The organism is Micromonospora sp. NPDC050200 (assembly GCF_040656135.1).
Classification (GTDB): Bacteria; Actinomycetota; Actinomycetes; order Mycobacteriales; family Micromonosporaceae; genus Micromonospora.
On the sequence record NZ_JBFALG010000036.1, the window covers coordinates 1 to 21,476 of the forward strand.

At 73.3% G+C, this 21,476-nt stretch carries 22 protein-coding genes; 13 read left to right on the top strand and 9 right to left on the bottom strand.

The window, feature by feature from the left end; all coding sequences use genetic code 11:
* Positions 1-120: 120 nt before the first annotated feature.
* The 6 genes from AB0I41_RS22435 to AB0I41_RS22460 all read right to left on the bottom strand — a co-directional run bounded on the left by AB0I41_RS22435 (position 121) and on the right by AB0I41_RS22460 (position 6,105).
* Positions 121-576 (bottom strand): DUF4383 domain-containing protein, encoded by a 456-nt coding sequence (locus AB0I41_RS22435; RefSeq protein WP_357110712.1) that lies wholly within the window; start codon positions 574-576, stop codon positions 121-123.
* Positions 577-691: 115 nt separating this feature from the next.
* Positions 692-2,494, bottom strand: coding sequence for an ABC-F family ATP-binding cassette domain-containing protein (locus AB0I41_RS22440; RefSeq protein ID WP_357110715.1), 1,803 nt, complete (start codon positions 2,492-2,494; stop codon positions 692-694).
* Between the two features lie 240 nt (positions 2,495-2,734).
* Positions 2,735-3,691, bottom strand: coding sequence for a 4-(cytidine 5'-diphospho)-2-C-methyl-D-erythritol kinase (locus AB0I41_RS22445; protein ID WP_357110718.1), 957 nt, complete (start codon positions 3,689-3,691; stop codon positions 2,735-2,737).
* Positions 3,688-4,272 carry a Uma2 family endonuclease gene (locus tag AB0I41_RS22450; protein WP_357110721.1) on the bottom strand — a complete coding sequence of 195 codons (585 nt, stop codon included), beginning with the start codon at positions 4,270-4,272 and terminating at the stop codon, positions 3,688-3,690. Before AB0I41_RS22450 ends, AB0I41_RS22445 begins: the two co-directional genes overlap by 4 nt.
* 32 nt (positions 4,273-4,304) lie before the next feature.
* Positions 4,305-5,174, bottom strand: coding sequence for a 16S rRNA (adenine(1518)-N(6)/adenine(1519)-N(6))-dimethyltransferase RsmA (gene rsmA, locus AB0I41_RS22455; protein WP_357110723.1), 870 nt, complete (start codon positions 5,172-5,174; stop codon positions 4,305-4,307).
* 31 nt (positions 5,175-5,205) lie between these two features.
* Positions 5,206-6,105, bottom strand: coding sequence for a TatD family hydrolase (locus AB0I41_RS22460; RefSeq protein WP_357110909.1), 900 nt, complete (start codon positions 6,103-6,105; stop codon positions 5,206-5,208).
* Between the two features lie 82 nt (positions 6,106-6,187).
* Here AB0I41_RS22460 and AB0I41_RS22465 point away from each other — a divergent pair, with 82 nt between their 5' ends.
* A complete protein-coding gene (locus AB0I41_RS22465; protein ID WP_357110725.1) occupies positions 6,188-7,414 on the top strand; it encodes a hypothetical protein in 1,227 nt (408 codons plus the stop codon).
* A 70-nt stretch (positions 7,415-7,484) separates the two neighbouring features.
* Positions 7,485-8,336, top strand: coding sequence for an alpha/beta hydrolase (locus AB0I41_RS22470; protein ID WP_357110727.1), 852 nt, complete (start codon positions 7,485-7,487; stop codon positions 8,334-8,336).
* A gap of 72 nt (positions 8,337-8,408) precedes the next feature.
* Here the strand turns inward: AB0I41_RS22470 and metG are convergent, their stop codons facing one another.
* On the bottom strand, positions 8,409-10,211 hold the full coding sequence (metG, locus tag AB0I41_RS22475; RefSeq protein ID WP_357110731.1) for a methionine--tRNA ligase: 1,803 nt from the start codon (positions 10,209-10,211) through the stop codon (positions 8,409-8,411).
* Positions 10,212-10,372: 161 nt separating this feature from the next.
* Here metG and AB0I41_RS22480 point away from each other — a divergent pair, with 161 nt between their 5' ends.
* Positions 10,373-11,251 carry a hypothetical protein gene (locus AB0I41_RS22480; protein ID WP_357110734.1) on the top strand — a complete coding sequence of 293 codons (879 nt, stop codon included), beginning with the start codon at positions 10,373-10,375 and terminating at the stop codon, positions 11,249-11,251.
* A 12-nt stretch (positions 11,252-11,263) separates the two neighbouring features.
* On the opposite strand, the gene rsmI is transcribed toward AB0I41_RS22480, so the two are convergent.
* Positions 11,264-12,112, bottom strand: a complete 849-nt coding sequence (gene rsmI / locus AB0I41_RS22485; protein ID WP_357110736.1) for a 16S rRNA (cytidine(1402)-2'-O)-methyltransferase — start codon at positions 12,110-12,112, stop codon at positions 11,264-11,266.
* 110 nt (positions 12,113-12,222) lie between these two features.
* Here rsmI and AB0I41_RS22490 point away from each other — a divergent pair, with 110 nt between their 5' ends.
* From AB0I41_RS22490 to AB0I41_RS22500, 3 genes are all read left to right on the top strand, one after another.
* On the top strand, positions 12,223-13,866 hold the full coding sequence (locus AB0I41_RS22490) for a phospholipid carrier-dependent glycosyltransferase (protein WP_357110912.1): 1,644 nt from the start codon (positions 12,223-12,225) through the stop codon (positions 13,864-13,866).
* Positions 13,867-14,441: 575 nt separating this feature from the next.
* The gene (locus AB0I41_RS22495; protein WP_357110739.1) at positions 14,442-15,719 is read left to right on the top strand and encodes a VWA domain-containing protein; all 1,278 of its coding nucleotides are present in this window, start codon (positions 14,442-14,444) and stop codon (positions 15,717-15,719) included.
* Between the two features lies 1 nt (position 15,720).
* On the top strand, positions 15,721-16,491 hold the full coding sequence (locus AB0I41_RS22500) for a peptidase (protein WP_357110742.1): 771 nt from the start codon (positions 15,721-15,723) through the stop codon (positions 16,489-16,491).
* Positions 16,492-16,534: 43 nt separating this feature from the next.
* On the opposite strand, the gene AB0I41_RS22505 is transcribed toward AB0I41_RS22500, so the two are convergent.
* The gene (locus AB0I41_RS22505) at positions 16,535-16,804 is read right to left on the bottom strand and encodes a hypothetical protein (protein WP_357110745.1); all 270 of its coding nucleotides are present in this window, start codon (positions 16,802-16,804) and stop codon (positions 16,535-16,537) included.
* Positions 16,805-16,943: 139 nt separating this feature from the next.
* Here AB0I41_RS22505 and AB0I41_RS22510 point away from each other — a divergent pair, with 139 nt between their 5' ends.
* The 7 genes from AB0I41_RS22510 (at position 16,944) to AB0I41_RS22540 (ending at position 21,442) form a co-directional block, all read left to right on the top strand.
* Complete coding sequence (locus AB0I41_RS22510; RefSeq protein ID WP_357110749.1) at positions 16,944-17,126, top strand: hypothetical protein; 183 nt, start codon at positions 16,944-16,946, stop codon at positions 17,124-17,126.
* Positions 17,127-17,141: 15 nt separating this feature from the next.
* Positions 17,142-17,795: a 4'-phosphopantetheinyl transferase superfamily protein gene (locus AB0I41_RS22515; protein WP_357110751.1), complete on the top strand. Its 654-nt coding sequence runs from the start codon at positions 17,142-17,144 to the stop codon at positions 17,793-17,795.
* A gap of 114 nt (positions 17,796-17,909) precedes the next feature.
* Entirely contained in the window at positions 17,910-18,899 is a 990-nt protein-coding gene (locus AB0I41_RS22520; RefSeq protein ID WP_357110754.1) for a hypothetical protein, read from the top strand.
* Positions 18,900-19,029: 130 nt separating this feature from the next.
* Positions 19,030-19,761, top strand: coding sequence for a class I SAM-dependent methyltransferase (locus tag AB0I41_RS22525; protein ID WP_357110757.1), 732 nt, complete (start codon positions 19,030-19,032; stop codon positions 19,759-19,761).
* A gap of 146 nt (positions 19,762-19,907) precedes the next feature.
* Positions 19,908-20,057 carry a DUF5996 family protein gene (locus AB0I41_RS22530; protein ID WP_357110759.1) on the top strand — a complete coding sequence of 50 codons (150 nt, stop codon included), beginning with the start codon at positions 19,908-19,910 and terminating at the stop codon, positions 20,055-20,057.
* 10 nt (positions 20,058-20,067) lie between these two features.
* Positions 20,068-20,523: a VOC family protein gene (locus AB0I41_RS22535; protein ID WP_357110763.1), complete on the top strand. Its 456-nt coding sequence runs from the start codon at positions 20,068-20,070 to the stop codon at positions 20,521-20,523.
* 259 nt (positions 20,524-20,782) lie between these two features.
* A complete protein-coding gene (locus tag AB0I41_RS22540; RefSeq protein WP_357110766.1) occupies positions 20,783-21,442 on the top strand; it encodes a TMEM175 family protein in 660 nt (219 codons plus the stop codon).
* Positions 21,443-21,476: the final 34 nt, after the last annotated feature.

A 21,476-nucleotide genomic window follows, 5' to 3' on the forward strand; every position in this document is an offset into this window, starting at 1 on the left:
GGCCGAGGTGTTCGTTGAGTACACCGAGCCGATCAAGCCTGACCGCCCGGAGCGGGTCGGGCTCCGGCGAAAACCCACCACAGATCAGCCGGTCGGGCTCCGGCGAAAACCCACCACAGATCAGAGAACCAGACGAGCCTTCTCGAAGGCTTCCTGCTCCTCGTCGCTGCCGACCTTGCCGTACATACCGACCATCAGCAGGACGAGGCTGAGCGTCAGCACCACGATGACGGTGATGATGGTGAAGTTGAGGATGTTGGCGTCGGTCTGCAGGAACGCCAGTTCGGCCAGGCCGAGCACCATCAGGCCGTACGCCAGGAACTGGTTGATCGCCACGTCGAGGTTGCGGCCGATCGCGGTGCCGGCCAGCACGACGATGCCGAGCAGGATGCTGAGCAGCGAGAATCCGAGGTTCGTCCCCTGACCCAGGACCTTGGTGCCATCCTGGGCGAGGATGTCGTTGCCGGCGTTCGCGATGATGCCGAGCACACCGAAGACCACCAGGTACAGACCAACGAGCCCGCCGATCGCCCGGTAGATCGGCCGCGCGGGGTGGTTGACGGGGGTATGGGCCATGTCTGAGTCTCCAACGCCGTGGGGATGAGAGAGGTCGACGACGATTGTCCCGCACGCCGGGATGTGACGCCGCACACGGCCCCCGTCCGCGGGTCGGACGGCGGCGCGGCGGCGGTCAGACCGGCGGGATCTCGTCGGCCAGGGTGAGCCAGGTCTCCTCGGTCCGCTCGCGCTCGGCGCGTACCTCCTTGAGCTGAGCGTCGAGTTCGGCGACCTTGGCGTAGTCGGTGGCGTGCGCGGCGAGCTGGTCGAGCAGCCCGCTCTCCTTCTGTTCCAGCTTGGCGATCTGCCGTTCCAGCCGGCTCAGCTCCTTGCGGGCCTGCCGGGCCTCGGCGGCCGACATGCCGGTGGTGGTGGGGGCGCCCGCCGGGGCGGGGCCGGTCCCGGTGCGCGCCGGGGCGGGGGCGCCGGCGGCGCGGGCGAGGTACTCGTCGACGCCGCCGGGCAGGTGCACCAGCCGGCCGTCGCCGAACATCCCGTACGCGACGTCGGTGACCCGCTCGATCAGGTAGCGGTCGTGGCTGGCCACGACGATCGTCCCGGGCCAGGAGTCGAGCAGGTCCTCCAACGCGGCGAGGGTGTCGGTGTCCAGGTCGTTGGTGGGCTCGTCGAAGAGGAGCACGTTGGGTTCGCCGGCGAGCAGCCGGAGCATCTGCAACCGGCGGCGTTCCCCGCCGGAGAGGTCGCTGACCGGGGTCCAGAGCCGCCGGTCGTCGAAGCCGAAGATCTCGGCGAGTTGGGCGGCCGAGACCTCCCGGTCGCCGAGCTGGACCCGGCGGGCGACCTCCTCGACGGCTTCCAGGACCCGCAGGTGACCGGGAAGTTCGGCCAGTTCCTGCGACAGGAACGCGGGCCGGACGGTCGAGCCGGTGTGGAAGCGGCCGCCGTCGGGGCGGGTGACGCCGGCGAGCATCCGCAGCAGGGTGGTCTTGCCGGCGCCGTTGCGGCCGAGGACGGCGATCCGGTCGCCGGGGCCGACCTGCCAGGTGGCGTCGTGCAGGATCTCCTTCGGGCCGGCGTGCAGCCGGACGTGCTCCAGGTCGTACACCTGCTTGCCGAGCCGGGCGGTGGCGAGCCGTTGCAGCGACATGGTGTCGCGCGGCGGCGGGACGTCGGCGATGAGGGCGTTGGCCGCGTCGATGCGGAAGCGCGGCTTGGAGGTGCGGGCGGGCGGGCCGCGACGCAGCCAGGCGATCTCCTTGCGGAGCAGGTTCTGCCGGCGGGCCTCGGTGGCCGCGGCGACCCGCTCGCGCTCGACGCGGGCCAGGGTCCAGGCGGCGAAGCCACCCTCGTAGGCGCGGACGGCCTGGTCGGCGACCTCCCAGGTGGTGGTGCAGACCGCGTCGAGGAACCACCGGTCGTGGGTGACCACGACCAGCGCGCCCTTGCGGCCGACCAGGTGCCGGGCCAGCCAGTCGACGCCGCCGACGTCGAGGTGGTTGGTGGGCTCGTCGAGGATGAGCAGGTCGGCGTCGCGGACCAGCAGCGCGGCGAGGGCCACCCGGCGCCGCTCGCCGCCGGACATCGGGCCGACGGGCTGGTCGAGGCCGAGGTGCGGCATGCCGAGGCCGTCGAGGATGGCCCGGACGCCGGCGTCGCCGGCCCACTCGTGCTCGGCGCCCATGCTCTGGCCGAGCCAGGCGGTGCCGAGCACCACGTCCCGGACGGTGGCGTCGGGGGCGAGGGTGAGGTTCTGCGGCAGCCAGAGGACGCGCAGGTCACGGCGGTGGGTGACCCGGCCGTCGTCCGGCTCCTCCTGCTTGGTGAGCAGCCGCAGCAGGGTGGACTTGCCGGCGCCGTTGAGGCCGACCACACCGATCCGGTCGGCGTCGTCGAGGCCGAGCGAGACGTCGGTGAGCAGCGGCCCGGCGGCGCCGTACCCCTTGGACACCCGGTCCAGGTTGACGATGTTGGCCACGACCTCACCTACCTCTCATGATGAAGGCGTCCCGGTGCCAGCGGGGCACGTGGGACGCCTGCGACGTTTCAGGGTACGCGGGCGCCGTGGCCGTGCGGCCGGGCACCGGGCCCCTGGGGGTCAACCGGCCCCGACGCCCGCTTGTTCCGTCCCGGGCCGCAGCCCGGCGTACCCGCCGGTGGGCGGCGGCCGTCCCAGGCGGGCCCGCTGACGCGGGGACGGGGGGGTGGGCCGGCCGGCTCAGGTGATGCGGGCGCCGGCGACCGGGCCGTGGGCGACCCGGGCCTCCCGGCACACCTCGGCCGCCTCCAGCTCGGCGGCGATCCGCTCGGCGTCGCCGGCGTCGGCGGCGAGGAAGACGCAGGTGGGCCCGGAGCCGGAGACGATGCCGGCGAGCGCGCCGGCCGCCTCGCCGGCCTTGAGGGTGTCGGCCAGCGACGGGCGCATCGCCAGGGCGGCGTCCTGGAGGTCGTTGCCGAGGGTGGCGGCGAGCACCCGGGGGTCGCGCTGGCGCAGCGCGGCGAGCAGCGCGTCGGTGCTGCCCAGCGGCTCACCGGCGGTGCTGGCGTCGCGGAGCCGGTCCAGCTCCCGGTAGGCCGCCGGAGTGGAGAGGCCGCCGTCGGCGACGGCGACCACCCAGTGCCAGGAGGTGGGGCGGGCCAGGACCGGGCTGACCGCCTCGCCCCGGCCGGTGCCGAGGGCGGTGCCGCCGTGAATCAGGAAGGGTACGTCCGAGCCGAGGTCGGCAGCGATGCCGGCCAGCTCGTCGCGGGACAGGCCGGTACCCCAGAGCGCGTCGCAGGCGACCAGGGCGGCGGCGGCGTCGGCGCTGCCGCCGGCCAGCCCACCGGCGAGCGGGATCTGCTTGCGCAGGTGCAGCCGGGCGTGCGGCAGCACCCCGGCGTACCCGGCGAGGGCGTGGGCGGCCCGGATGACGAGGTTGCTGTCGTCCAGGGCCAGTTCCCCGGTGCCCTCGCCCTCCATGGTCAGGGTGAGCGTGTCGCCGCGGCGGGCGGTGAGCTCGTCGTGGATGGAGATGGCGTGGTAGACGGTGTTCAGCTCGTGGTAGCCGTCGCGGCGCAGCGGCCCCACCCCGAGGTGCAGGTTGACCTTGGCCGGCACCCGGACCCGGACCGGTCCGCTGGCGCCGCGCCGCTGCTGCTCGTCGTCTTCGTCCGGTCGCCAGGCCTCGGTCACGGGGCGAGGTCCCGCAGGCGCAGGCGAATGTCGAACGGCTTCTCCACGATCAGCTCCTCGGCGGAGTCGGCGACCAGCTCGTACCGGCCGTCGACCAGGTCGTACGCGTACACGTGCACCGGATTCTGCTCGATCCGCCAGTAGTGCGGGATGCCGGCGTCGGCGTAGTCCGCCGGCATCTCCAGCCGGTCCCGGCGCCGGGTGCCGGGCGAGACCACCTCGACGGCGAGCACGACCTGCTCGGCATCGAAGTAGTGATTCTCGCCCACCACGGGACGACGAAGCAGCACCACGTCCGGTTCCAGGGTGTTTCGATGGTTGATCGCCACCCCGACGGCGGTGGCCGGCGTCAGATCGAACGGGGCGTGCTGCCGAAGCCACAGCCACAGCAGATTGCCGATGGTCTGATGGCCGAAGGTGGGGGAAGGGACCACGACGAGGACTCCGTCACCCAGCTCGACGCGGGGCGCGTCGTCGGGCAGGGCCAGCACGTCCTCGATGGTGTAGCTGGCCAGGCGCTGGCGGATCGGATCGGGGGTCCACATCCCTGCGGCGGCGGGGTCGATCGGCTGCGCGGTCACTCGTACACCTCCTCGGCGGGCACGGCGCCAGCCTACTGCGCGGCGGGCGCGGCGGCCGGAGCCGACGCGGCGATGGCGGCGAACTGCTCGACGGTGAGTGACTCCCCCCGTGCGCCGGGATCGACGCCGGCGGCGGTGAGCGCGGCGGCGGCCCGGTCGGCGCCGCCGGCCCAGCCGGCCAGCGCGGCCCGCAGGGTCTTGCGGCGCTGCGCGAACGCGGCGTCCACCACGGCGAAGACCCGCTTCCGGGTGACGTCGTCGCGGGGCGGTTCACGGCGGGTGAAGGCGACCAGGCCGGAGTCGACGTTCGGCACCGGCCAGAACACGTTCGGCGGCACCCGGCCGGCGGCGCGGGCGCGGGAGTACCAGGCCAGCTTCACCGACGGGACGCCGTACACCTTGGAGCCGGGACCGGCGACGAGCCGGTCGGCGACCTCCTTCTGCACCATCACCAGGCCGTGCCGCAGGGTGGGCAGCTCGGCCAGCAGGTGCAGCACCACCGGCACCGCGACGTTGTAGGGCAGGTTCGCCACCAGCGCGGTCGGGGCCGGGTCGGCCAGCTCGGCGGCGCGGACCCGCAGCGCGTCGGCGTGGTGCACGGTGAGCCGGGCGGCGTCCGGGCCGGCGTGCCGGGCGGCGGTCTCCGGCAGCGCGCCGGCCAACGTCCGGTCGATCTCCACAGCGTGCACGTGGGCGGCCACCGGCAGCAGGGCCAGGGTGAGCGAGCCGAGCCCCGGCCCGACCTCCAGCGCCACGTCGTCCGGGGCCAGCCCGGCGGCGGTGACGATCCGACGGACCGTGTTCGGGTCGTGCACGAAGTTCTGGCCGAGCTTCTTGGTGGGGGCGACGCCCAGGCGGGCGGCCAGTTCCCGGATCTCCGCCGGGCCGAGGAGACCGGTCACGCCCGTAGCGTAGCGGCGGGACCGCGCCCGCTCACCACGGGCCGAAGACCCGGTCGCCGGTGGCGGAGATGGCCGCGCAGAGCTCGTCGAGGTCGGCGCCGGTCGTCGCGGCCAGCGACCGGACCGTCAACGGGATCAGGTACGACGCGTTCGGCCGCCCCCGGTGCGGCATCGGGGTGAGGTACGGCGCGTCGGTCTCCACCAGGATCTGGTCGAGCGGGGTCAGCGCGGCGGCCTCGCGCAGGGCGCCGGCACTGCCGAAGGTGACGGTGCCGGCGAAGCTGAGCAGGTAGCCCCGGCGGACGCACTCGGCGGCGAACTCGGCGTCGCCGGAGAAGCAGTGCAGCACCACGATGTCCGGCGCGCCCTCGTCGTCGAGGACGCGCAGCACGTCGGCGTGCGCGTCCCGGTCGTGGATGACCAGCGCCTTGCCGTACCGCTTGGCGATGGCGATGTGCGCCCGGAAGCTCTCCTCCTGCGCGGCCCGCCCCTCGTCCCCGGTACGGAAGAAGTCCATCCCGGTCTCGCCGACGCCCCGGACCCGGTCGCGGGCGGCGAGCGCCTCGATCTCGCGCAGCGCGGCGTCCAGGTCGGCCAGCCGGGGCGCCTCGTTGGGGTGCAGCGCGACGGTGGCCAGCACCGCCGGGTACTTGTCGGCGACGTCCGCGCCCCAGCGGGAGGAGCCCACGTCGACGCCGACCTGGACCAGCCGGTCCACGCCGACCGCGGCGGCCACCTCGACCGCCGCGGCGACCGGGTCGTCGGCGGGGCCGCCGCCGGGCACCCCGGCCTCGCTGACGGTGATGTCCAGGTGGGTGTGGCTGTCGAGCACGGGGTGGGGCAGCGCCTCCGGTGCGGGCGGGAACTCCCCGGCCCGCCGGGCGGCGCGCTGCTTGCGGGTTTCGGTCGGCTCACTCATCGCGGCCAGCATCACACACCGACGGCGCGCCACGTCGCCGGGACGCCATCGACTGTTCACCGGGCTGGCATCCCGCGCGCTTAGCGTTTCCGGAATGACCCTCACCCCTCAGGCCAGCGGCACCGTTCTGCGCGTCGGGTACGAGGGCGCGGTGTACCCGGCGGAGGAGATCGCCCGGGGCGCGGCGTACGAGTTGTTCAGCGCCGACGAGGCGCGCGGCTTCGAGTGGTCGCCCCGGCCCGGGACGGCGCTGCCGTGGCGGAAGTTCGTGCACGTGACCGAGGTCGGCGCCGTGCACGGGGCGGTGGAGCCGGCCGAGGAGCCGGAGGCGCCGCTGCGGATGCCGCTGCACCGGGAGCGGGGCTGGGCGTACGTGCACCAGCTCAGCCAGCAGCCGGCGGCGGCCGGGGACCCGACGCTGACCGCGGTCCGCGCCTCGGCGGTGGTCCGGCGGGGCACCCGGATGGTGAAGGTGCTCTCCGCCCAGCAGCTCGCCGGGTACGTGCGGGGTTGGCTGCCGCACGGCTTCTGCTACCGGGAGCACGACGTGGCGCACCTGCGTACGCCGGGGGCGCTGGCGGTGCTGCGCGGTGACGGCGCGGGCGGCGGTGACGACGTGGCGTACGTGCTGCGTTGGCGGGCCGTCGACCCGGTCGACTTCGACGTGCCGGCCGGCCCGGCGCACCGGGGCCTGCTGGCGCTGCCGCCGCGGGACCGGCTCGGCCCGCCGGTGCTGGGCACCGGTTTCGTGCCGAGCAACGCGCAGCTGATCCCGGAGTTCGTCACCCGGGACTGCGCCGACCTGCCCATGCCGGCCAACGCCACCCTGCTCGCGTACACCGCGGAGGGGGTGGAGGTGGTGCTCTACAGCTACCAGGCGGAGCAGCGGGGCTGGCTGCGGATGGTCGGCCCGCAGTGGCGGCACCTGCTCGCCGCGGTGCCGGGGCTCTCCCCCGACCAGGAGTACCTGCCCACCGGCGACGCGCCCCGCTCCACCCAGTTGGTCGGCGGCTACGCCGGCACCGACTACGAGGCGGTGGCCGACCTGCCGGGCGGGTTCCGGGTGCTGGCGATGACCCGGGCCGCCCGCTATCCGGTGGAGTCGGTGGCCCGCCGGCTGCGGTACGCGCGCTGGCGGGACGTGCCGTGCCTGGTGTTGCGGGAGGAGGCGGGGTGGCTGCGGTTGCGGCTGTGCCGTCCGGATCCGGACGCGGTGGTCGGGACGGGGGCGCAGTGCCAGGAACGGGGCGTCTACGAGGCGTGGGCGCCGGGGGCCGAGGTCACCGACGACCAGGTGGTGGAGGTGCCGTACGTGCTCTGACCGGGCGCGCATAACGGGCAGCGGCCCGGGAAAGCGCGGGCGTCCGACATCCACGGATCAGGAGACCCGCATGCCTTTCATCACCGTCGGAGCGGAGAATTTCGCCCCCGTCGACCTGTACTACGAAGATCACGGCTCGGGCCAGCCGGTGGTGCTGATCCACGGCTTCCCGTTCAACGGCGCGACCTGGGAGAAGGTGTCCATCCCGCTGCTGAACGCCGGCTACCGGGTGATCACGTACGACCGGCGGGGCTTCGGCGCGTCCAGCCAGCCGACGACGGGGTACGACTACGACACCTTCGCCGCCGACCTCGACGTGATCATGACGGAGCTGGACCTGCGGGACGCGATGCTGGTGGGCCACTCGATGGGTACCGGTGAGGTGACCCGCTACCTGGGCACGTACGGGTCGAGCCGGGTGAGCAGGGCGGTGCTGCTGGCCCCGCTGGCGCCGTTCCTGCTGAAGACGGCGGACAACCCGGAGGGGGTCGACAAGAAGCTCTTCGAGGGCTTCCAGCAGGCCATCCTGGCCGATCGGTTCGCCTACCTGAGCACCTTCTGCGACGCGTTCTTCAACTACTCGGAGAACAAGGGCAGGTGGGTCAGCGAGGAGGCGTACCGGGGGCACTGGAACATCGGGGCGATGGCCTCGGCGAAGGGCACCCACGACTGCGTGGACGCGTGGCAGACCGACTTCCGGGGTGACCTGCCCCGGATCGACGTGCCGGTGCTGATCGTGCAGGGCGACAAGGACAACGTGCTGCCGTACCCGGTGACCGGGCAGCGGCTGCAGCCGATGCTGCCGAACAGCCAACTGATCACGTTGCCGGGCGCCCCGCACGGCACGCCCTGGACGCACGCCGACGAGGTCAGCAAGTCGATCTTGAACTTCTTCGGCCAGCCCAGCATGGCCCCCGCCTGACGCGACGGGCCGACGGATCGGCGACGCGGCCCCGGGGACGTTCCCGGGCCGCGCCGCCGTGCGTACGTGCGGTCAGCCGGCCAGGCGGGCCAGTTCCTCCTCGACGATGGAGGGGTCGAGCTTGCGGAAGACCGGCTTCGGCGCCGCGAGCGGCCGGCCGGCCTCCACCGGTACGGACTCCCAGCGCGCCCCGACCGTGTAGTCGCCGGTCAGCACCGGGTACGCCGGGCCGCCGTCGAGGTCGTCGACCTCCTCGATGACCGGCATCGGCGCGTGCACGCCGGTGCCGCCGAGCAGCTCGTGCACCTTCTGCGCGGAGTGCGGCAGGAACGGGGTGAGCAGCGTGTTGGCGTCGCTGACCACCTGGAGGGCGACGTGCAGGATGGTGCCCATCCGCGGCTTGTCCGCCTCGTCCTTCAGTTTCCACGGGGCTTGGTCGGAGAGGTACTTGTTGGCCTCGGCGACCACCTTCATCGCCTCGCCGATGGCCTGCTTCTGCCGGTGCCGGGCGATCAGGTCGCCCACCGTGGCGAAGCCGGCCCGGGCGGTGGCGAGCAGCGCCTCGTCGGCCTCGGTGAGCCCGGCCGGGTCGACCGGCGGGATCGCGCCGAAGTTCTTCGCCGCCATCGACACGGACCGGTTGACCAGGTTGCCCCAGCCGGCGACCAGTTCGTCGTTGTTGCGGCGGAGGAACTCAGACCAGGTGAAGTCGGTGTCGTTGCTCTCCGGGCCGGCGGCGGCGATGAAGTAGCGCAGCGCGTCGGCGTCGTAGCGCTCCAGGAAGTCCCGGACGTAGATGACGACCTTGCGGGACGAGGAGAACTTGCGTCCCTCGATGGTCAGGTATTCGCTGGAGACGACCTCGGTGGGGAGGTTGAGCCGGCCCAGCTCGCCCGGCTCGCCGTCGCTGGCGCCCTCGCCCGAGTAGCCGGAGAGCAGCGCCGGCCAGATCACCGAGTGGAAGACGATGTTGTCCTTGCCCATGAAGTAGTAGCCGCGGGCGTCCTTCCCCTCGGCGTCGGCCGACCACCACTTCCGCCAGGCCTCCGGGTCGCCGGTGCGGCGGGCCCACTCGATGGAGGCGGACAGGTAGCCGATCACCGCGTCGAACCAGACGTAGATCCGCTTGTCGCCGCGGTCGCGCCAGCCGTCGAGCGGGATCGGCACGCCCCACTCCAGGTCCCGGGTGATGGCCCGGGGCTGGAGGTCGTCGAGCAGGTTCCGGGAGAAGCGCAGCACGTTGGGGCGCCAGCCCTCCCGGGTGTCCAGCCACCGCCGCAGCACGTCGGCCAGGGCGGGCAGGTCCAGGAAGAAGTGCTCGGTCTCGACGAACTTCGGCGTCTCGCCGTTGATCTTCGACCGGGGGTCGATCAGGTCGACCGGGTCGAGCTGGTTGCCGCAGTTGTCGCACTGGTCGCCGCGGGCGCTGTCGTAGCCGCAGATCGGGCAGGTGCCCTCGATGTAGCGGTCCGGCAGGGTCCGGCCGGTGGACGGGGAGATCGCGCCGGTGGTCACCTTGGGCACGATGTAGCCGTTGCGGTGCAGCCCCTGGAAGAGGTCCTGCACCACCGCGTAGTGGTTGCGGGTCGTGGTGCGGGTGAACAGGTCGTAGGAGAGCCCCAGCGCCCGCAGGTCCTCGGCGATCACCCGGTTGTACCGGTCGGCCAGCTCGCGGGGGGTGACCCCCTCGGCGTCGGCCTGCACCTGGATCGGGGTGCCGTGCTCGTCGGTGCCGGAGACCATGAGCACGTCGTGGCCGGCCATCCGCATGTACCGGGCGAAGACGTCGGAGGGAACGCCGAAACCGGAGACGTGGCCGATGTGGCGCGGGCCGTTGGCGTACGGCCAGGCGACCGCCGCGAGAACGTGACTCATGACCAGCAAGCGTAGTGACCGCTGCCGGGTGACCGCGAACCAATAGGCCTCCCCGGGTCCGGGCCGACCCGGTTGACGGTTCCACCCACCCTCACAGTTCGTCCGATTTGTCGCCGACACGCGGCCTGAGCTGCCCGCTGCCCCCTCCGGCACGGTGTCAAATGAACGCCGTGACTGGCAGACGAGCGGCACCCGGGCACGGCGACCCGTCCCCGGGCACCAGGACGGATCCGCCGGGCGGCCCGGCCGCGCCGGCCCGGGGCGGCGCGGTCGCACCTCAGCCGCGGGTGGTGCCCGGACCGGACGGGACGCCCGTCGAGGTGGAGCCGACCACCGGGGCGCCGGTCGACGCGGTGCCGCGCCGGGTCCCGGTCCGCCAGCCGTCGGGCGGCCGCGCCGCCGACACGGGTACGGCGGACGGGGAGAACTTCTCCTGGCGGCCGATCGAGGAGGTGCACTGGGACGGCACGCCGCTGCGCGAGGAGCCGAAGCGCGGCGGGCGCCCGCCCGCCGTACCCGCCCGGCCGCGCGCGTCGCGTGCCCCGCACCCGCCGGACCCGGTGCGGGGGCTGGCCGTGCTGGTGGCGCTGAGCCTGGTCGCCGCCTTCTTCGCCTGGGTGAGCGCCGGGCCGTTCTGGCTCGCGGTGGGCCACGCCACCACCGGGACGGTGGTGATCACCGACTGCACCGGGGGCGGGGTGACCCAGCGGTGCCGGGGCATCTTCGCCGCCGACCGGGGCCGGTTCCTCGCCCACGGCGTCCGGGTCAGCGGGGTGCCGGGCGAGCGCCGCGCCACCGGTACGGCGCTGCCGGCGCGGATGACCGGGGCGGGCGACGACACCGCGTACGTCGACACCGGGGTGGGCCGGCACCTGCGCTGGCTGCTCGGGCTGCTGGTGGTGGCCGGCTGCGGCGCCGGCATCGCCCGGGGGACCGGGGCGGCGAGGCTGGCCGACAGCCGGCACCGCCGGTGGGCGACGGCCGGCGCATACGGCGGGCCGCTGCTGATCACCCTGGGCTTCCTGCTCGCCGCCTGGTGAGCGGCCGACGCCTCAGCTGTGCACGACGGTGTAGACGTCCCGGCGGCGCAGCCCGTAGCCGGCGGCGACCTCGCTGATCGCGTCCCGGCGGGACAGCCCGGCGGCCTCCCGCTCGGCGACCGCGGCGCGCAGCGTGTCGTCGTCGGGGCGTTCCGCGGGCCGCTCCGGGGCCCCGGCGACCACCAGGGTGATCTCCCCGCGCGGTTCGCCCTCGGCGGCCCACTCCGCCAGCTCGCCGAGCGGCCGGCGGACGATCTCCTCGTACGTCTTGGTCAGCTCGCGGCAGAGCGCGGCCGGGCGGTCGGCGCCGAAGGTGGCGGCGAGGTCGGCCAGCGCGCCGGCGATCCGGTGCGGGGCCTCGAAGAGGACCAGGGTCCGTTCCTCGGTCGCCAGGGCGCGCAGCCGGGACCGCCGGCCGCCGGGCGAGCGGGGCAGGAAGCCTTCGAAGCAGAACCGGTCGCAGGGCAGGCCGGAAAGTGCCAGGGCGGTGGTCACCGCGCTGGGGCCGGGCGCGGCGGTGACCGGCACGCCGGCGTCGAGCGCCGCCCGGACCAGCCGGTAGCCGGGGTCGGAGACGCTGGGCATGCCGCCGTCGGTGACCAGCGCGACCTGGTAGCCGGCGGTCAGCACCTCGACCAGCTCCGGGGTGCGCCGTTCCTCGTTGCCCTCGAAGTAGGAGACGATCCGGCCGCCGACGGTGACGTCGAGGTCACGGGCCAGCCGGGTGAGGCGGCGGGTGTCCTCGGCGGCGACCACGTCGGCGGTGGAGAGCACCTCGCGGAACCGCGCGGAGGCGTCGGCGGGGTTGCCCAGCGGCGCGCCGAGCAGGACCAGGCGCCCGAGCTCGGACATTTCACCCACGAGATGCGCTCCTTCATCGATGAGCGTGCCGAGGTCGGAGACGATGGGCGCCACCGGGCACCTTCAGAGCCTACGATCGCCGGGTGACGAGTGCGTCGACAGCACAGAGCGTGAACGCGGACCGACCCGACCAGGGGAGCCCGTCCACCGACGGTGGCGGCGTCCCGGCCGTCGTGCGTCGCCGGCTCGCCACCGTCGAGGCCCGGCTGGACGTGAACTCCTGGATCGCCACCGCCGTGGTGGTGGCGATCGCCGCGATCCTGCGCCTGCTCGGCCTGAGCGGCCCCAAAGGCAAGATCTTCGACGAGATCTACTACGCCCGCGACGCCTACGGCCTGATCGACAAGGGCGTCGAGTGGAACTACAAGGACAACGGCGCGTCGTACGTGGTGCACCCACCGCTGGGCAAGTGGCTGATCGGGCTCGGGGAGTGGGCCTTCGGCTACTCCGACCAGGAGCACAACATCTCGGTGCCGGGGCACCTGATGACCACCGCCCCGGAGTTCGGCTGGCGGATCTCCGCGGCACTGGCCGGCATCCTGTCGGTGCTGATGCTGACCCGGATCGCGCGCCGGCTGTTCCGCTCCACCACGCTCGGCTGCGCCGCCGGCCTGCTGCTCGCGCTGGACGGCTTCCACCTGGTGCTCTCCCGCACCGCGCTGCTCGACATCTTCCTGCTGCTGTTCGTGCTGGCCGCCTTCGGCGCCCTGGTGCTGGACCGGGACTCCCGGCGACGGCGCTGGGCCCGGGCGCTGGAGGGCGGGCTGGACCCGGCCGCGCCGGGGCGGGCCGGCCGACCGGCGGGCGGTTGGCGGACCTGGCCCTGGTGGCGGCTGGTCGCCGGGGTGCTGCTCGGCTGCGCGGTGGCGGTGAAGTGGAGCGCGCTGTACTTCGTGCCGGCGTTCGGGCTGCTGGCGCTCCTCTGGGAGGTCGGCGTCCGCCGCTCCGCCGGGGTACGCCGCCCGTGGCGGGACGCGCTCCTCGACGAGCTGCCCTGGCTGGTGCTCGCCGGGGTGCTGCTGGTCGTGACCTACGTGGCCACCTGGTCCGGCTGGCTGCTCGGCGACGACGGCTACTACCGGCTGGCCGAGCGCTACCCGAACACGCCCGGCCTGAGCGACACCCCGATCATCGGGGCGCTGAACAACCTGTACCAGTACCACCGGGCGGCGTTCGAGTTCCACACCGGGCTGGAGACCCCGCACAAGTACCAGTCGTGGCCGTGGCAGTGGCTGCTGCTCGGCCGGCCGGTGGCCTTCTACTGGTCGGGTGACGGGGCGTGTGGGGCGCCGAGCTGCGCCTCGGAGATCCTGCTGCTGGGCACGCCGCTGCTGTGGTGGTCGTTCCTGCCGGCGTTGGCGGCGACGGCCTGGCTGGGCCTGGCCCGGCGGGACTGGCGGGCCGGGGCGATCCTGCTCAGCGTCGCCGCCGGCCTGCTGCCCTGGTTCTGGTTCGCCCTGGACGGCCGGACGATGTTCTCGTTCTACGCCGCCCCGGCGCTGCCGTTCCTGGTGCTGGCGGTGGTCTACGTGCTGGGCGCGATCGTCACCCCGACCGGCCGGCAGGGCGCCCCGGCCACCGACGCCGACGTGGAGCGGGGCAGGGACCAACGCCTGATCGGCGGGGTGATCGTCGGCGCGTACGTGCTGCTGGTGGCGCTCTGTTTCGCGTACTTCTATCCGATCTTCGTGGGCAACCTGCTGCCGTACGACGACTGGTCGGCCCGGATGTGGCTGGACGGCCGCTGGATCTGACCCGGCGCACCGGAGGCGGGCACGATCGACTGGCGGTGTGCGGGGTGATCCGGACGCCGCCACGTTCGTCGGCAGTGGCGTAACTCCTGGGAGTTGCGGCGCGGGCCGGGCGGGAAACACCGGACGGAGGGCAGCGCACAAATAGCGCGCGCCCCGATCGCCTGCCACGGGGGAAGCGGGCGATTGGGGCGCGCAAGACAAAGCTTAACCACCCTTCGTCACCGACACAACGGGTCGAGTTGGGTCAGATTTCCGAGGGATGCCTGGCCGGGCGAAAGGTTTACATCCGGCAGTTAACGGATGGTCACCCGGCGATCGACGATCCGCCGGGGCTGCCGGGCCGGTCCGTACCGGTTCCTGCCCGATCACCGGGATCGCGACCGGGACGGACGGTGGAGGAGGCGGCACCGGGACGGCTCGGGGAATCGCACGGAAGATCACCAGATCCCACCCGGACGGGACCGGGCGATTCACCGGCGGCTCACCGCCCTGCCGCCGGTGGCGACCCGGGGCCCGCACGGGACACCCTATGCCCCGGACGATCATCCAGAGTGGACCGCAGTACACTCCGCCCGATGATCAACAAGAGACGACCGACGGCCGTCCTGATCGGACTGCTGGCGGCCACCGTGCTGACCGGTCCGGCACCGGCCCTGGCCGACGACGAGACCCCCGCCGAGCCGCCGAAGGTCGAGCTGGTGCTCGACGTCAGCGGCTCGATGCGGGCCCGGGACATCGACGGCCGCAGCCGGATCTCGGTGGCCCAGCAGGCGTTCAACGAGGTGGTCGACGCCCTGCCCGAGGAGACCCAGCTGGGCATCCGGGTGCTCGGCGCGACCTACCGGGGCAAGGACAAGAAGCAGGGCTGCCTGGACACCCAGCAGATCGTGCCGGTCGGGCCGGTCGACCGGGCGCAGGCGAAGGCGGCCGTGGCGACCCTGCGGCCGACCGGCTTCACCCCGGTCGGGCTGGCCCTGCGCTCGGCCGCCCAGGACCTCGGCACCGGCGCCACCGCCCGCCGAATCGTGCTGATCACCGACGGCGAGGACACCTGCGCCCCACCGGACCCCTGCGAGGTGGCCCGCGAACTGGCCGCCCAGGGCACGAAGCTGGTGGTCGACACCCTCGGCCTAGCCCCCGACGAGAAGGTGCGCAAGCAACTGCTCTGCATCGCCGGCGCGACCGGCGGGACGTACACCGCGGCGCAGAGCGCCGACGAGCTGACCGGCCGGATCAAGCAGCTGGTGGACCGGGCGAAGGAGACGTACACCGCCACGCCCACCGTGGTCGACGGCACGGCGGAGTGCGCGAACGCACCGCTGCTCGCCCCCGGCGTCTACAGCGACCGGGAGGCGTTCTCCGAGCACCGCTGGTACCGGGTGCCGGTCCGGCCGGGGCAGGAGCTGCGCGCCTCGGTCAGCTTGGCGCTGGACCGGCCGGTGAACCCGGACTACGGGGTGCTGCTGCGGGCCACCGCCACCGACGGCCGGGAACTGGTGCGCGGGGTGGACGCCGGCAGCGGGCGTACCGACGTGGTCTCGGCCGGCCTGCGCTGGTCGGCGACGGAGGACGGGGCCACGCCGACGCCCGAGGCCAGCGCCGCGCCCGTCCCCGCCACAACGGTGTGCCTGGTGGTGAGCAACTCCTTCGCACCCCGGCCGGGCACCCAGGCCGCACCGGGGATGCCGGTCGAGCTGACCGTCGACGTGGTGGCCTCCTCCCCCGCCCCGGCCGCGCCCGACCTCGGTCGGGGCTGGGTGCTGCTCGCCCTGCTCACCCTGGCCGGCCTGCTCACCGGCCTGGTCGCCGGGCTGCTCACCCGCTGGTGGGTCGCCACCTGGAGGGAGAACTGAGATGCGTACCCCGATGATCCTGGCGGGTGGGGCGCTCGCCGCCGGGCTGGCCCTGCCGGCCGTCCCCGCCGCGGCGGCCGCCCCCACCCCGTCCCCCGGCGCCACCCCGGTCACCCGGGCCGGCACGTCCTTCCTCACCGCCACCGGCATCGCCGCCGGCCAGCCGGTACGGATGAGCGCCTCCACCGGCGACCACCTCTACTGGTCGTTCCCCGCCTCGGCCGGGCAGCGGCACGAGATCAGCGCGACGGTGTCCTTGCCGAAGGCCCGCACCGGGGCGTCCACCTGGACGGTCGAGGTCTTCGACGGGCTGCGCCGCCGGCAGTCCTGCACCGCCGGGGCGCAGACCCCGACGGTCGACGCCTCCGCCGGCAGCGTGTCGCTCGGCTGCACCCTGCGCCAGGTGCGCTCCTGGGCCGAGCCCTGGTCGGCCGACCCGCTGCCCGGCACCTACTACGTCCGGCTGTCGGTGACCGAGCTGCCCGAGCCCGACCTCGGGCTCCCGGTCGACGTCGACCTTCTGGTCAGCGCGGACGGCGAGGGCTCCCGCGACGACGGCGAGCTGAAGGCGCCCCTGGTGCCGAACACGAAGGCCGGCGCGGTGCTCACCGGGGAGCCGGCGGCGGCCCCGGCCGAGGAGGAGGACGCCGGGTTCGGCGACTGGCTGCCCGATCTCGGCTCGCGGTGGATCTGGAGCACGGTCGGCGGGGTCCTCGCCGCCGTGGCCGGCGTGGTCGGCTTCGCGCTGACCCGCCGCCCCCGCCGGCCCTGACTCCGAGACGGTGGCCGCCCCGACCGGGCGGCCACCGCCGGGCTCAGGGCGTCACCGGTCCCCGGGGGACCCAGCCGATGAACCGGTCCCGCAGGGACGCCACCGGCGAGGCGCGCAGGTCGACGGTGGCGGCGGCGAGACACGAGCCCAGGTAGACGCTGAGCGAGGCGCGGTCCACCTGGTACTCCCTCAGCAGCCGGACGCGTTTGGTCGGACACGGCCACTCCTCCCCGCAGGAGTCGCAGGTCCACGCCGGTGTCACCGGTACGTGTTCGTCCGGCCGGGAACCCGAGGGCGTCGGGACACCGGTCATCGCCACTTCCTCTCCGGATGGTCGTACCTGGTCACCGGCCTGCGGCGTCGACGGCACGGACGCCGGGTGATCCCCCGCGACGCTCCAACAGCGACACGGGACTCTCCGGCGTTACATGGTTGCGGTACGTTCACCGTCGATGGCCGTCACGAACCTATCCGCCGATCGGGTGCGGGCCCGGCGGGCGCGCCGGCACCTGCCGCACCGCCCGGCAGGGCACGACGCGGTCGCCGTGGTCGGCCGCCTGACCGGGGTGCAGGCTCAGGTGGCCTCCGCCGCCGAGCAGGCCGTCGCCGACCGGCCAGACTGTCGTCGTCCCTGAAGGGGGTGGGTGGTGATGCGTGACCTGCTGCCGCCGACCGTCTCGGTCGTGGTGGCCGGGCCGGCGGACTGGGCGGGCGAGCTGCTCCCCGCCGAGCGGACCGGCCTCGGCGCGCGGGCCGTGGAGAGCCGGCGGCGGGACTTCACCGCCGGCCGGGTCTGCGCCCGGCGGGCGATGGCCGGGCTGGGGCTGCCCGAGCTGGCGGTCCCGGCGGCGGCCGACCGCTCCCCCGCCTGGCCGGCGGGGGTGGTCGGCACCATCACCCACACCCGCGGCTACTGCGCCGCCGCGGTCGCCCGGGCGACCGACGTGCGGTCCGTCGGCATGGACGCCGAGCGGCTCCGGGAGCTCAACGCGGGGGTACGCCGATTGATCTGCCGCCCCGAGGAGGAGGAGCGCTGCGCCCGGCTGCCGGCCGGCACGTCCTGGTCGCTGGTGCTGTTCAGCGCGAAGGAGACCGTCTACAAGGTCTGGCACCCGGTGGTCGGGTCGTGGCTGGACTTCCAGGACGCCACGGTCGAACTGGACCCGGACGCCGGGACGTTCACCGCGCGGATCGATCCCGCCCGGCTGCGGGCGGCGACCGTGGCCGACCCGCCCTCCGTCGTCACCGGGCGCTTCGTCGTCGAAGGCGACCTGGTCCGCACGGCGGCCGTGCTGACGTATTGACCGTTCGGTCCGCCCGGAGCACCGAACGGCGGGTCGGACCCGAGACAATTCCACGTTGCCGGCACCGACTAGCGTCGAAGAGTTCGCGACGCAGCCGAAGTGCCGAGGAGTACGGTGAGCCAGCCCCAGCCCCCTTACGGGCCGCAGGACCCCAACCAGCCGCCCGTGGACCCGTTCCCCACGGCGCCGGTGCCGCAGTACCCCGCCGACCCGACCGCGCCGCTGCCGCCGGTCTCCGGGGCGCCGCACTACCCGACCGCACCCCAGCCGCCGTACGCGCCGATCGACCCGACCGCCGCGCAGCCGCCGACCTCGGGTGCGCCGTACCCGCCGGTGTCCGGCGCGCCGTACCCGCCGGTGTCCGGCACCCCGTACCCGCCGTACGACCCGAACGCGTCGATGCCGCCGGTCTCCGGCGCGCCGTACCCGCCGGTCTCCGGCGGTGGCTACCCGCCGGCGCCGGGCCAGCCGCTCGGCCCGCCGGTGCAGTCCGGCTCGAAGAAGAAGACCTGGGTCATCGTCGGCATCATCGTGGCGGTGCTGCTGCTGCTCTGCTGCGGTGGAGGCATCGTCGCCCTGGTGGCGGGCGGCAAGAGGGCCGCCGACAAGGCGGAGGAGATCGAGCGGTCGCTGCCCACCCCGCGGACCACCGCCGCCCCGGCCCTCCCCGGCGGCAAGCCGTCGGCCACCGCCACAAACGGCGAGACGTTCAACATGGAGCCCGGCGACACCCTGGTGATCGAGGACGACGAGGGCACCATCGAGATCACCATCCGCAAGTTCTCCACCTCCACCAAGGGCTGCCGCTCGTACGCCCCCGCCCCGGACAAGGGCCTCTACCTGATCGCCGACGTGACCGCGACGGTCACCAAGGGCAAGGCGTCGATCAACCCGTTCTACTTCGAGTGGGTGGCCGAGGACGGCACCACCGTCAACGGCCTGGCCGGCGCGCTCTCCGGCTGCGGCGGCGACAGCCTCGACTCCGGCAGCGGCATCCGGGCGGGCAGCAAGCGGTCCGGTGCGGTGGTCTTCGACGTCAAGGACAAGAACGGCGTCGTGGAGTACCAGCACAAGTTCGAGGCCGCCGGCTCCTGGAAGCCGTGACCTCTCTGGTCTTTTGGCGGGCCGGCTCCCTCGGTGGGGCCGGCCCGTCTCTTTGTTGACGACGCTTCCTGGCCTGACCGCGGCGGGAAATGGTGCTGCACCGGCCGTGGAGAATTGGCATCCTCGGCGGATGCCACCGATCGATGATCTCGCCGCATCCCGCTACGCCCGCATGCGGTGGAACACCCCGCTGTCGGAGGAGCACGCCGACCTGCTCCTGCGACGGCTCGACGTGCACCCCGGCACACACGTGCTCGACGTCGGCTGCGGTTGGGGCGAGTTGCTGCTCCGGGCGGTCGCTGTCGGTGGCGTCGGCACGACGGGTGTCGGGGTCGACACGGACGACGCCGCGCTCGCCCGCGCCCGGACGCTGGCCGCGGACCGGTCGCTGGACGAGCGGGTCACCTTCGCCCACGGGGAAGCGGCGGACTGGCGGGAGACCGCCGACCGGGTCCTGTGCGTCGGCTCCACGCATGCCTACGGTGGCACGACCGAGGCCCTGACAGCGCTCGCCGACCTGGTCCGCCCCGGTGGCCGCCTCCTCCTCGGTGACGGCTACTGGGAGCGTCCACCCACGCGTGAGGCGCTGGACGTCTTCGGGGAAGGGACCATGCCTCTCGCGGATCTCGTCGAGCGGGCGCAGGCGCTGGGCTGGCGGGTGCTGCACCTCAGCACAGCCGACCAGCGGGAGTGGGACGACTTCGAATCCACCTGGCTCGCCGGCCGGCAGGAGTGGCTGTTGGCCAATCCGGAGGATCCCCGCGCCGCAGAGGTCCGCAAGGAACTCGACGGCCGGCTGCGCGAGTACGTGGAGGTCTACCGCGGGGTGCTCGGTCTCGGATACCTCGTACTCGGTCGCTGACGGCTTGCCGGTGGAGATGAGCTTCTTCCTTCGACGTAGCGACTGATCGGCGTCGGGCGGCCGACGGGTCATGCCGGCCGGCCCGGCGGATCCCTCCGCTGGTGACTCGGGCAGCTTCTCCTGGTCGAACTGCGGCGCCCTTCCTGATGAGGCGGGCCCGGCACAGCGAACCGGGCCAGATGCTGTCGGAGTTTCTGGAGAGCGCCTACGTGGCAGCGGCGGAGCTGGGAGGCTGGGACCGCGCGGCGTTGAAACCGGTGGTTACCACCCGCGTCGGCAGGACCGGACAACCGTGAGGAGACACCGATGGTGGACCGCGACGACCTTCCCGCGCCACAGCATGGGCTGGTTGTCACGCATTTCCTGACTGTGCGCGACATCGCGGTCTCGCGGAAGTTCTACGCCGACATCTTCGGCGGGCAGGTCGTCTTGGCCGAAAACCCCACGATCGTCCGGATCGCCAATAGCTGGATCATCATGAACCCCGGCGGGGGACCCACCCCCGACAAGCCCGACATCACCCTGACCCCACCCGAGCCGGGTGACCCGGTGTCTGCATTCCTGAATGTTCGGGTTGCCGATATCGCTGCGTTCTACGCCGACGCCCAGGCGAAAGGCGGGCACTTTCTGACCGAACCCCTCGACCGCAAGGCCGAGCTGCGCTGCTACCTACGCGACCCGGACGGCTATCTCGTCGAAGTCGGGCAGGCCACCGGAATGCTGCAGGGCGTCTTCGCCAACCCGCCCGCCAGTTCGAGCTGATTCCCTTCCCACCCGGCGGCCCGCACGGTAGCCGCTCCGGCGCCGTCGTCCGTCGAGCCCGCAAGCGTCCATGACACCTGCGGGTGTCGCACGGTGGAGGTGAGTGGACTGAGCCGGCTTGCCGAACTCGGCGCGGATCGGAAATCGAAAGTTGGGCGAGGCCTCCGCCAGGTGGTTGATCGATCAGGAAGAACCTGACACCGGAGACGCCTAGCGGTAACGCGGAACCAGAGGGTGTGCCGTTCGTCAGAATCAGGGCATGAGCGATGAGTCCGCCGGCGCCGGCCCACGGCAGCGCCCCGACGTCCACCAGCGCCGTGAGCGTACGCTGCAGCGGATCACCGCGTTCACCGACGCGGGTGTTGCGATCGCCCTGACCCTGCTGGTGCTTCCGCTGGTCGACTTCGCCGATCAGAGCACGGCCGGGCAGTCGGTGGCGCAACTGTTCGCCGAGCACCTCGGGGATGTTCTCTCCTTCGCGGTGTCATTCCTGGTCATCGCGTTGTTCTGGCGAACACACCGGCACCTCTACGAACAGCTCATCGATTACGACGAGCGCCTCCTCATCCTCAACACGATGTGGCTGATGGCGGTGGTCTTCCTGCCGTTTCCCACCGCGCGGCTCTTCGTCGAGACGCACCTGCGTACCGACTCCGCGGTCCTCTATCTCGGCAACATGCTGGTCATCAGCCTCCTTGCGCTCGCTCAGGCCTGGTGGGTCGTCCGCCGTCCCGAACTGCGTGCGCCGCCGATTCCGGGAACGTCCTGGGCGCTGGTGCCGCCGGTCGCGCTGTCAGTGACCTTTGCCGTCGCAACCCTGGCCGCGCTCGCATCGCCGGCCGCTGGGCTGCTGGTACTCGTCTGCCTGCCGCCGGCGCAATTCCTCGCTGTCCGACTCACCAGATCGCCCAGCCAGTAACTGCCGGCCCCCGTCACCTTTTGATCGTCTCCAG

What these genes read in the sequence shown, in the direction of transcription:
- AB0I41_RS22435 (WP_357110712.1), bottom strand. Translation starts at nt 576, where the DNA reads ATGGCCCATACCCCCGTCAACCACCCCGCGCGGCCGATCTACCGGGCG.
- AB0I41_RS22465 (WP_357110725.1), top strand. Translation starts at nt 6,188, where the DNA reads ATGACCCTCACCCCTCAGGCCAGCGGCACCGTTCTGCGCGTCGGGTAC.
- AB0I41_RS22515 (WP_357110751.1), top strand. Translation starts at nt 17,142, where the DNA reads ATGCGTGACCTGCTGCCGCCGACCGTCTCGGTCGTGGTGGCCGGGCCG.
- AB0I41_RS22480 (WP_357110734.1), top strand. Translation starts at nt 10,373, where the DNA reads ATGAACGCCGTGACTGGCAGACGAGCGGCACCCGGGCACGGCGACCCG.
- AB0I41_RS22525 (WP_357110757.1), top strand. Translation starts at nt 19,030, where the DNA reads ATGCCACCGATCGATGATCTCGCCGCATCCCGCTACGCCCGCATGCGG.
- AB0I41_RS22540 (WP_357110766.1), top strand. Translation starts at nt 20,783, where the DNA reads ATGAGCGATGAGTCCGCCGGCGCCGGCCCACGGCAGCGCCCCGACGTC.
- AB0I41_RS22500 (WP_357110742.1), top strand. Translation starts at nt 15,721, where the DNA reads ATGCGTACCCCGATGATCCTGGCGGGTGGGGCGCTCGCCGCCGGGCTG.
- AB0I41_RS22505 (WP_357110745.1), bottom strand. Translation starts at nt 16,804, where the DNA reads ATGACCGGTGTCCCGACGCCCTCGGGTTCCCGGCCGGACGAACACGTA.
- AB0I41_RS22495 (WP_357110739.1), top strand. Translation starts at nt 14,442, where the DNA reads ATGATCAACAAGAGACGACCGACGGCCGTCCTGATCGGACTGCTGGCG.
- AB0I41_RS22535 (WP_357110763.1), top strand. Translation starts at nt 20,068, where the DNA reads ATGGTGGACCGCGACGACCTTCCCGCGCCACAGCATGGGCTGGTTGTC.
- AB0I41_RS22460 (WP_357110909.1), bottom strand. Translation starts at nt 6,105, where the DNA reads ATGCTGGCCGCGATGAGTGAGCCGACCGAAACCCGCAAGCAGCGCGCC.
- metG (WP_357110731.1), bottom strand. Translation starts at nt 10,211, where the DNA reads ATGAGTCACGTTCTCGCGGCGGTCGCCTGGCCGTACGCCAACGGCCCG.
- AB0I41_RS22470 (WP_357110727.1), top strand. Translation starts at nt 7,485, where the DNA reads ATGCCTTTCATCACCGTCGGAGCGGAGAATTTCGCCCCCGTCGACCTG.
- AB0I41_RS22510 (WP_357110749.1), top strand. Translation starts at nt 16,944, where the DNA reads ATGGCCGTCACGAACCTATCCGCCGATCGGGTGCGGGCCCGGCGGGCG.
- AB0I41_RS22530 (WP_357110759.1), top strand. Translation starts at nt 19,908, where the DNA reads ATGAGGCGGGCCCGGCACAGCGAACCGGGCCAGATGCTGTCGGAGTTT.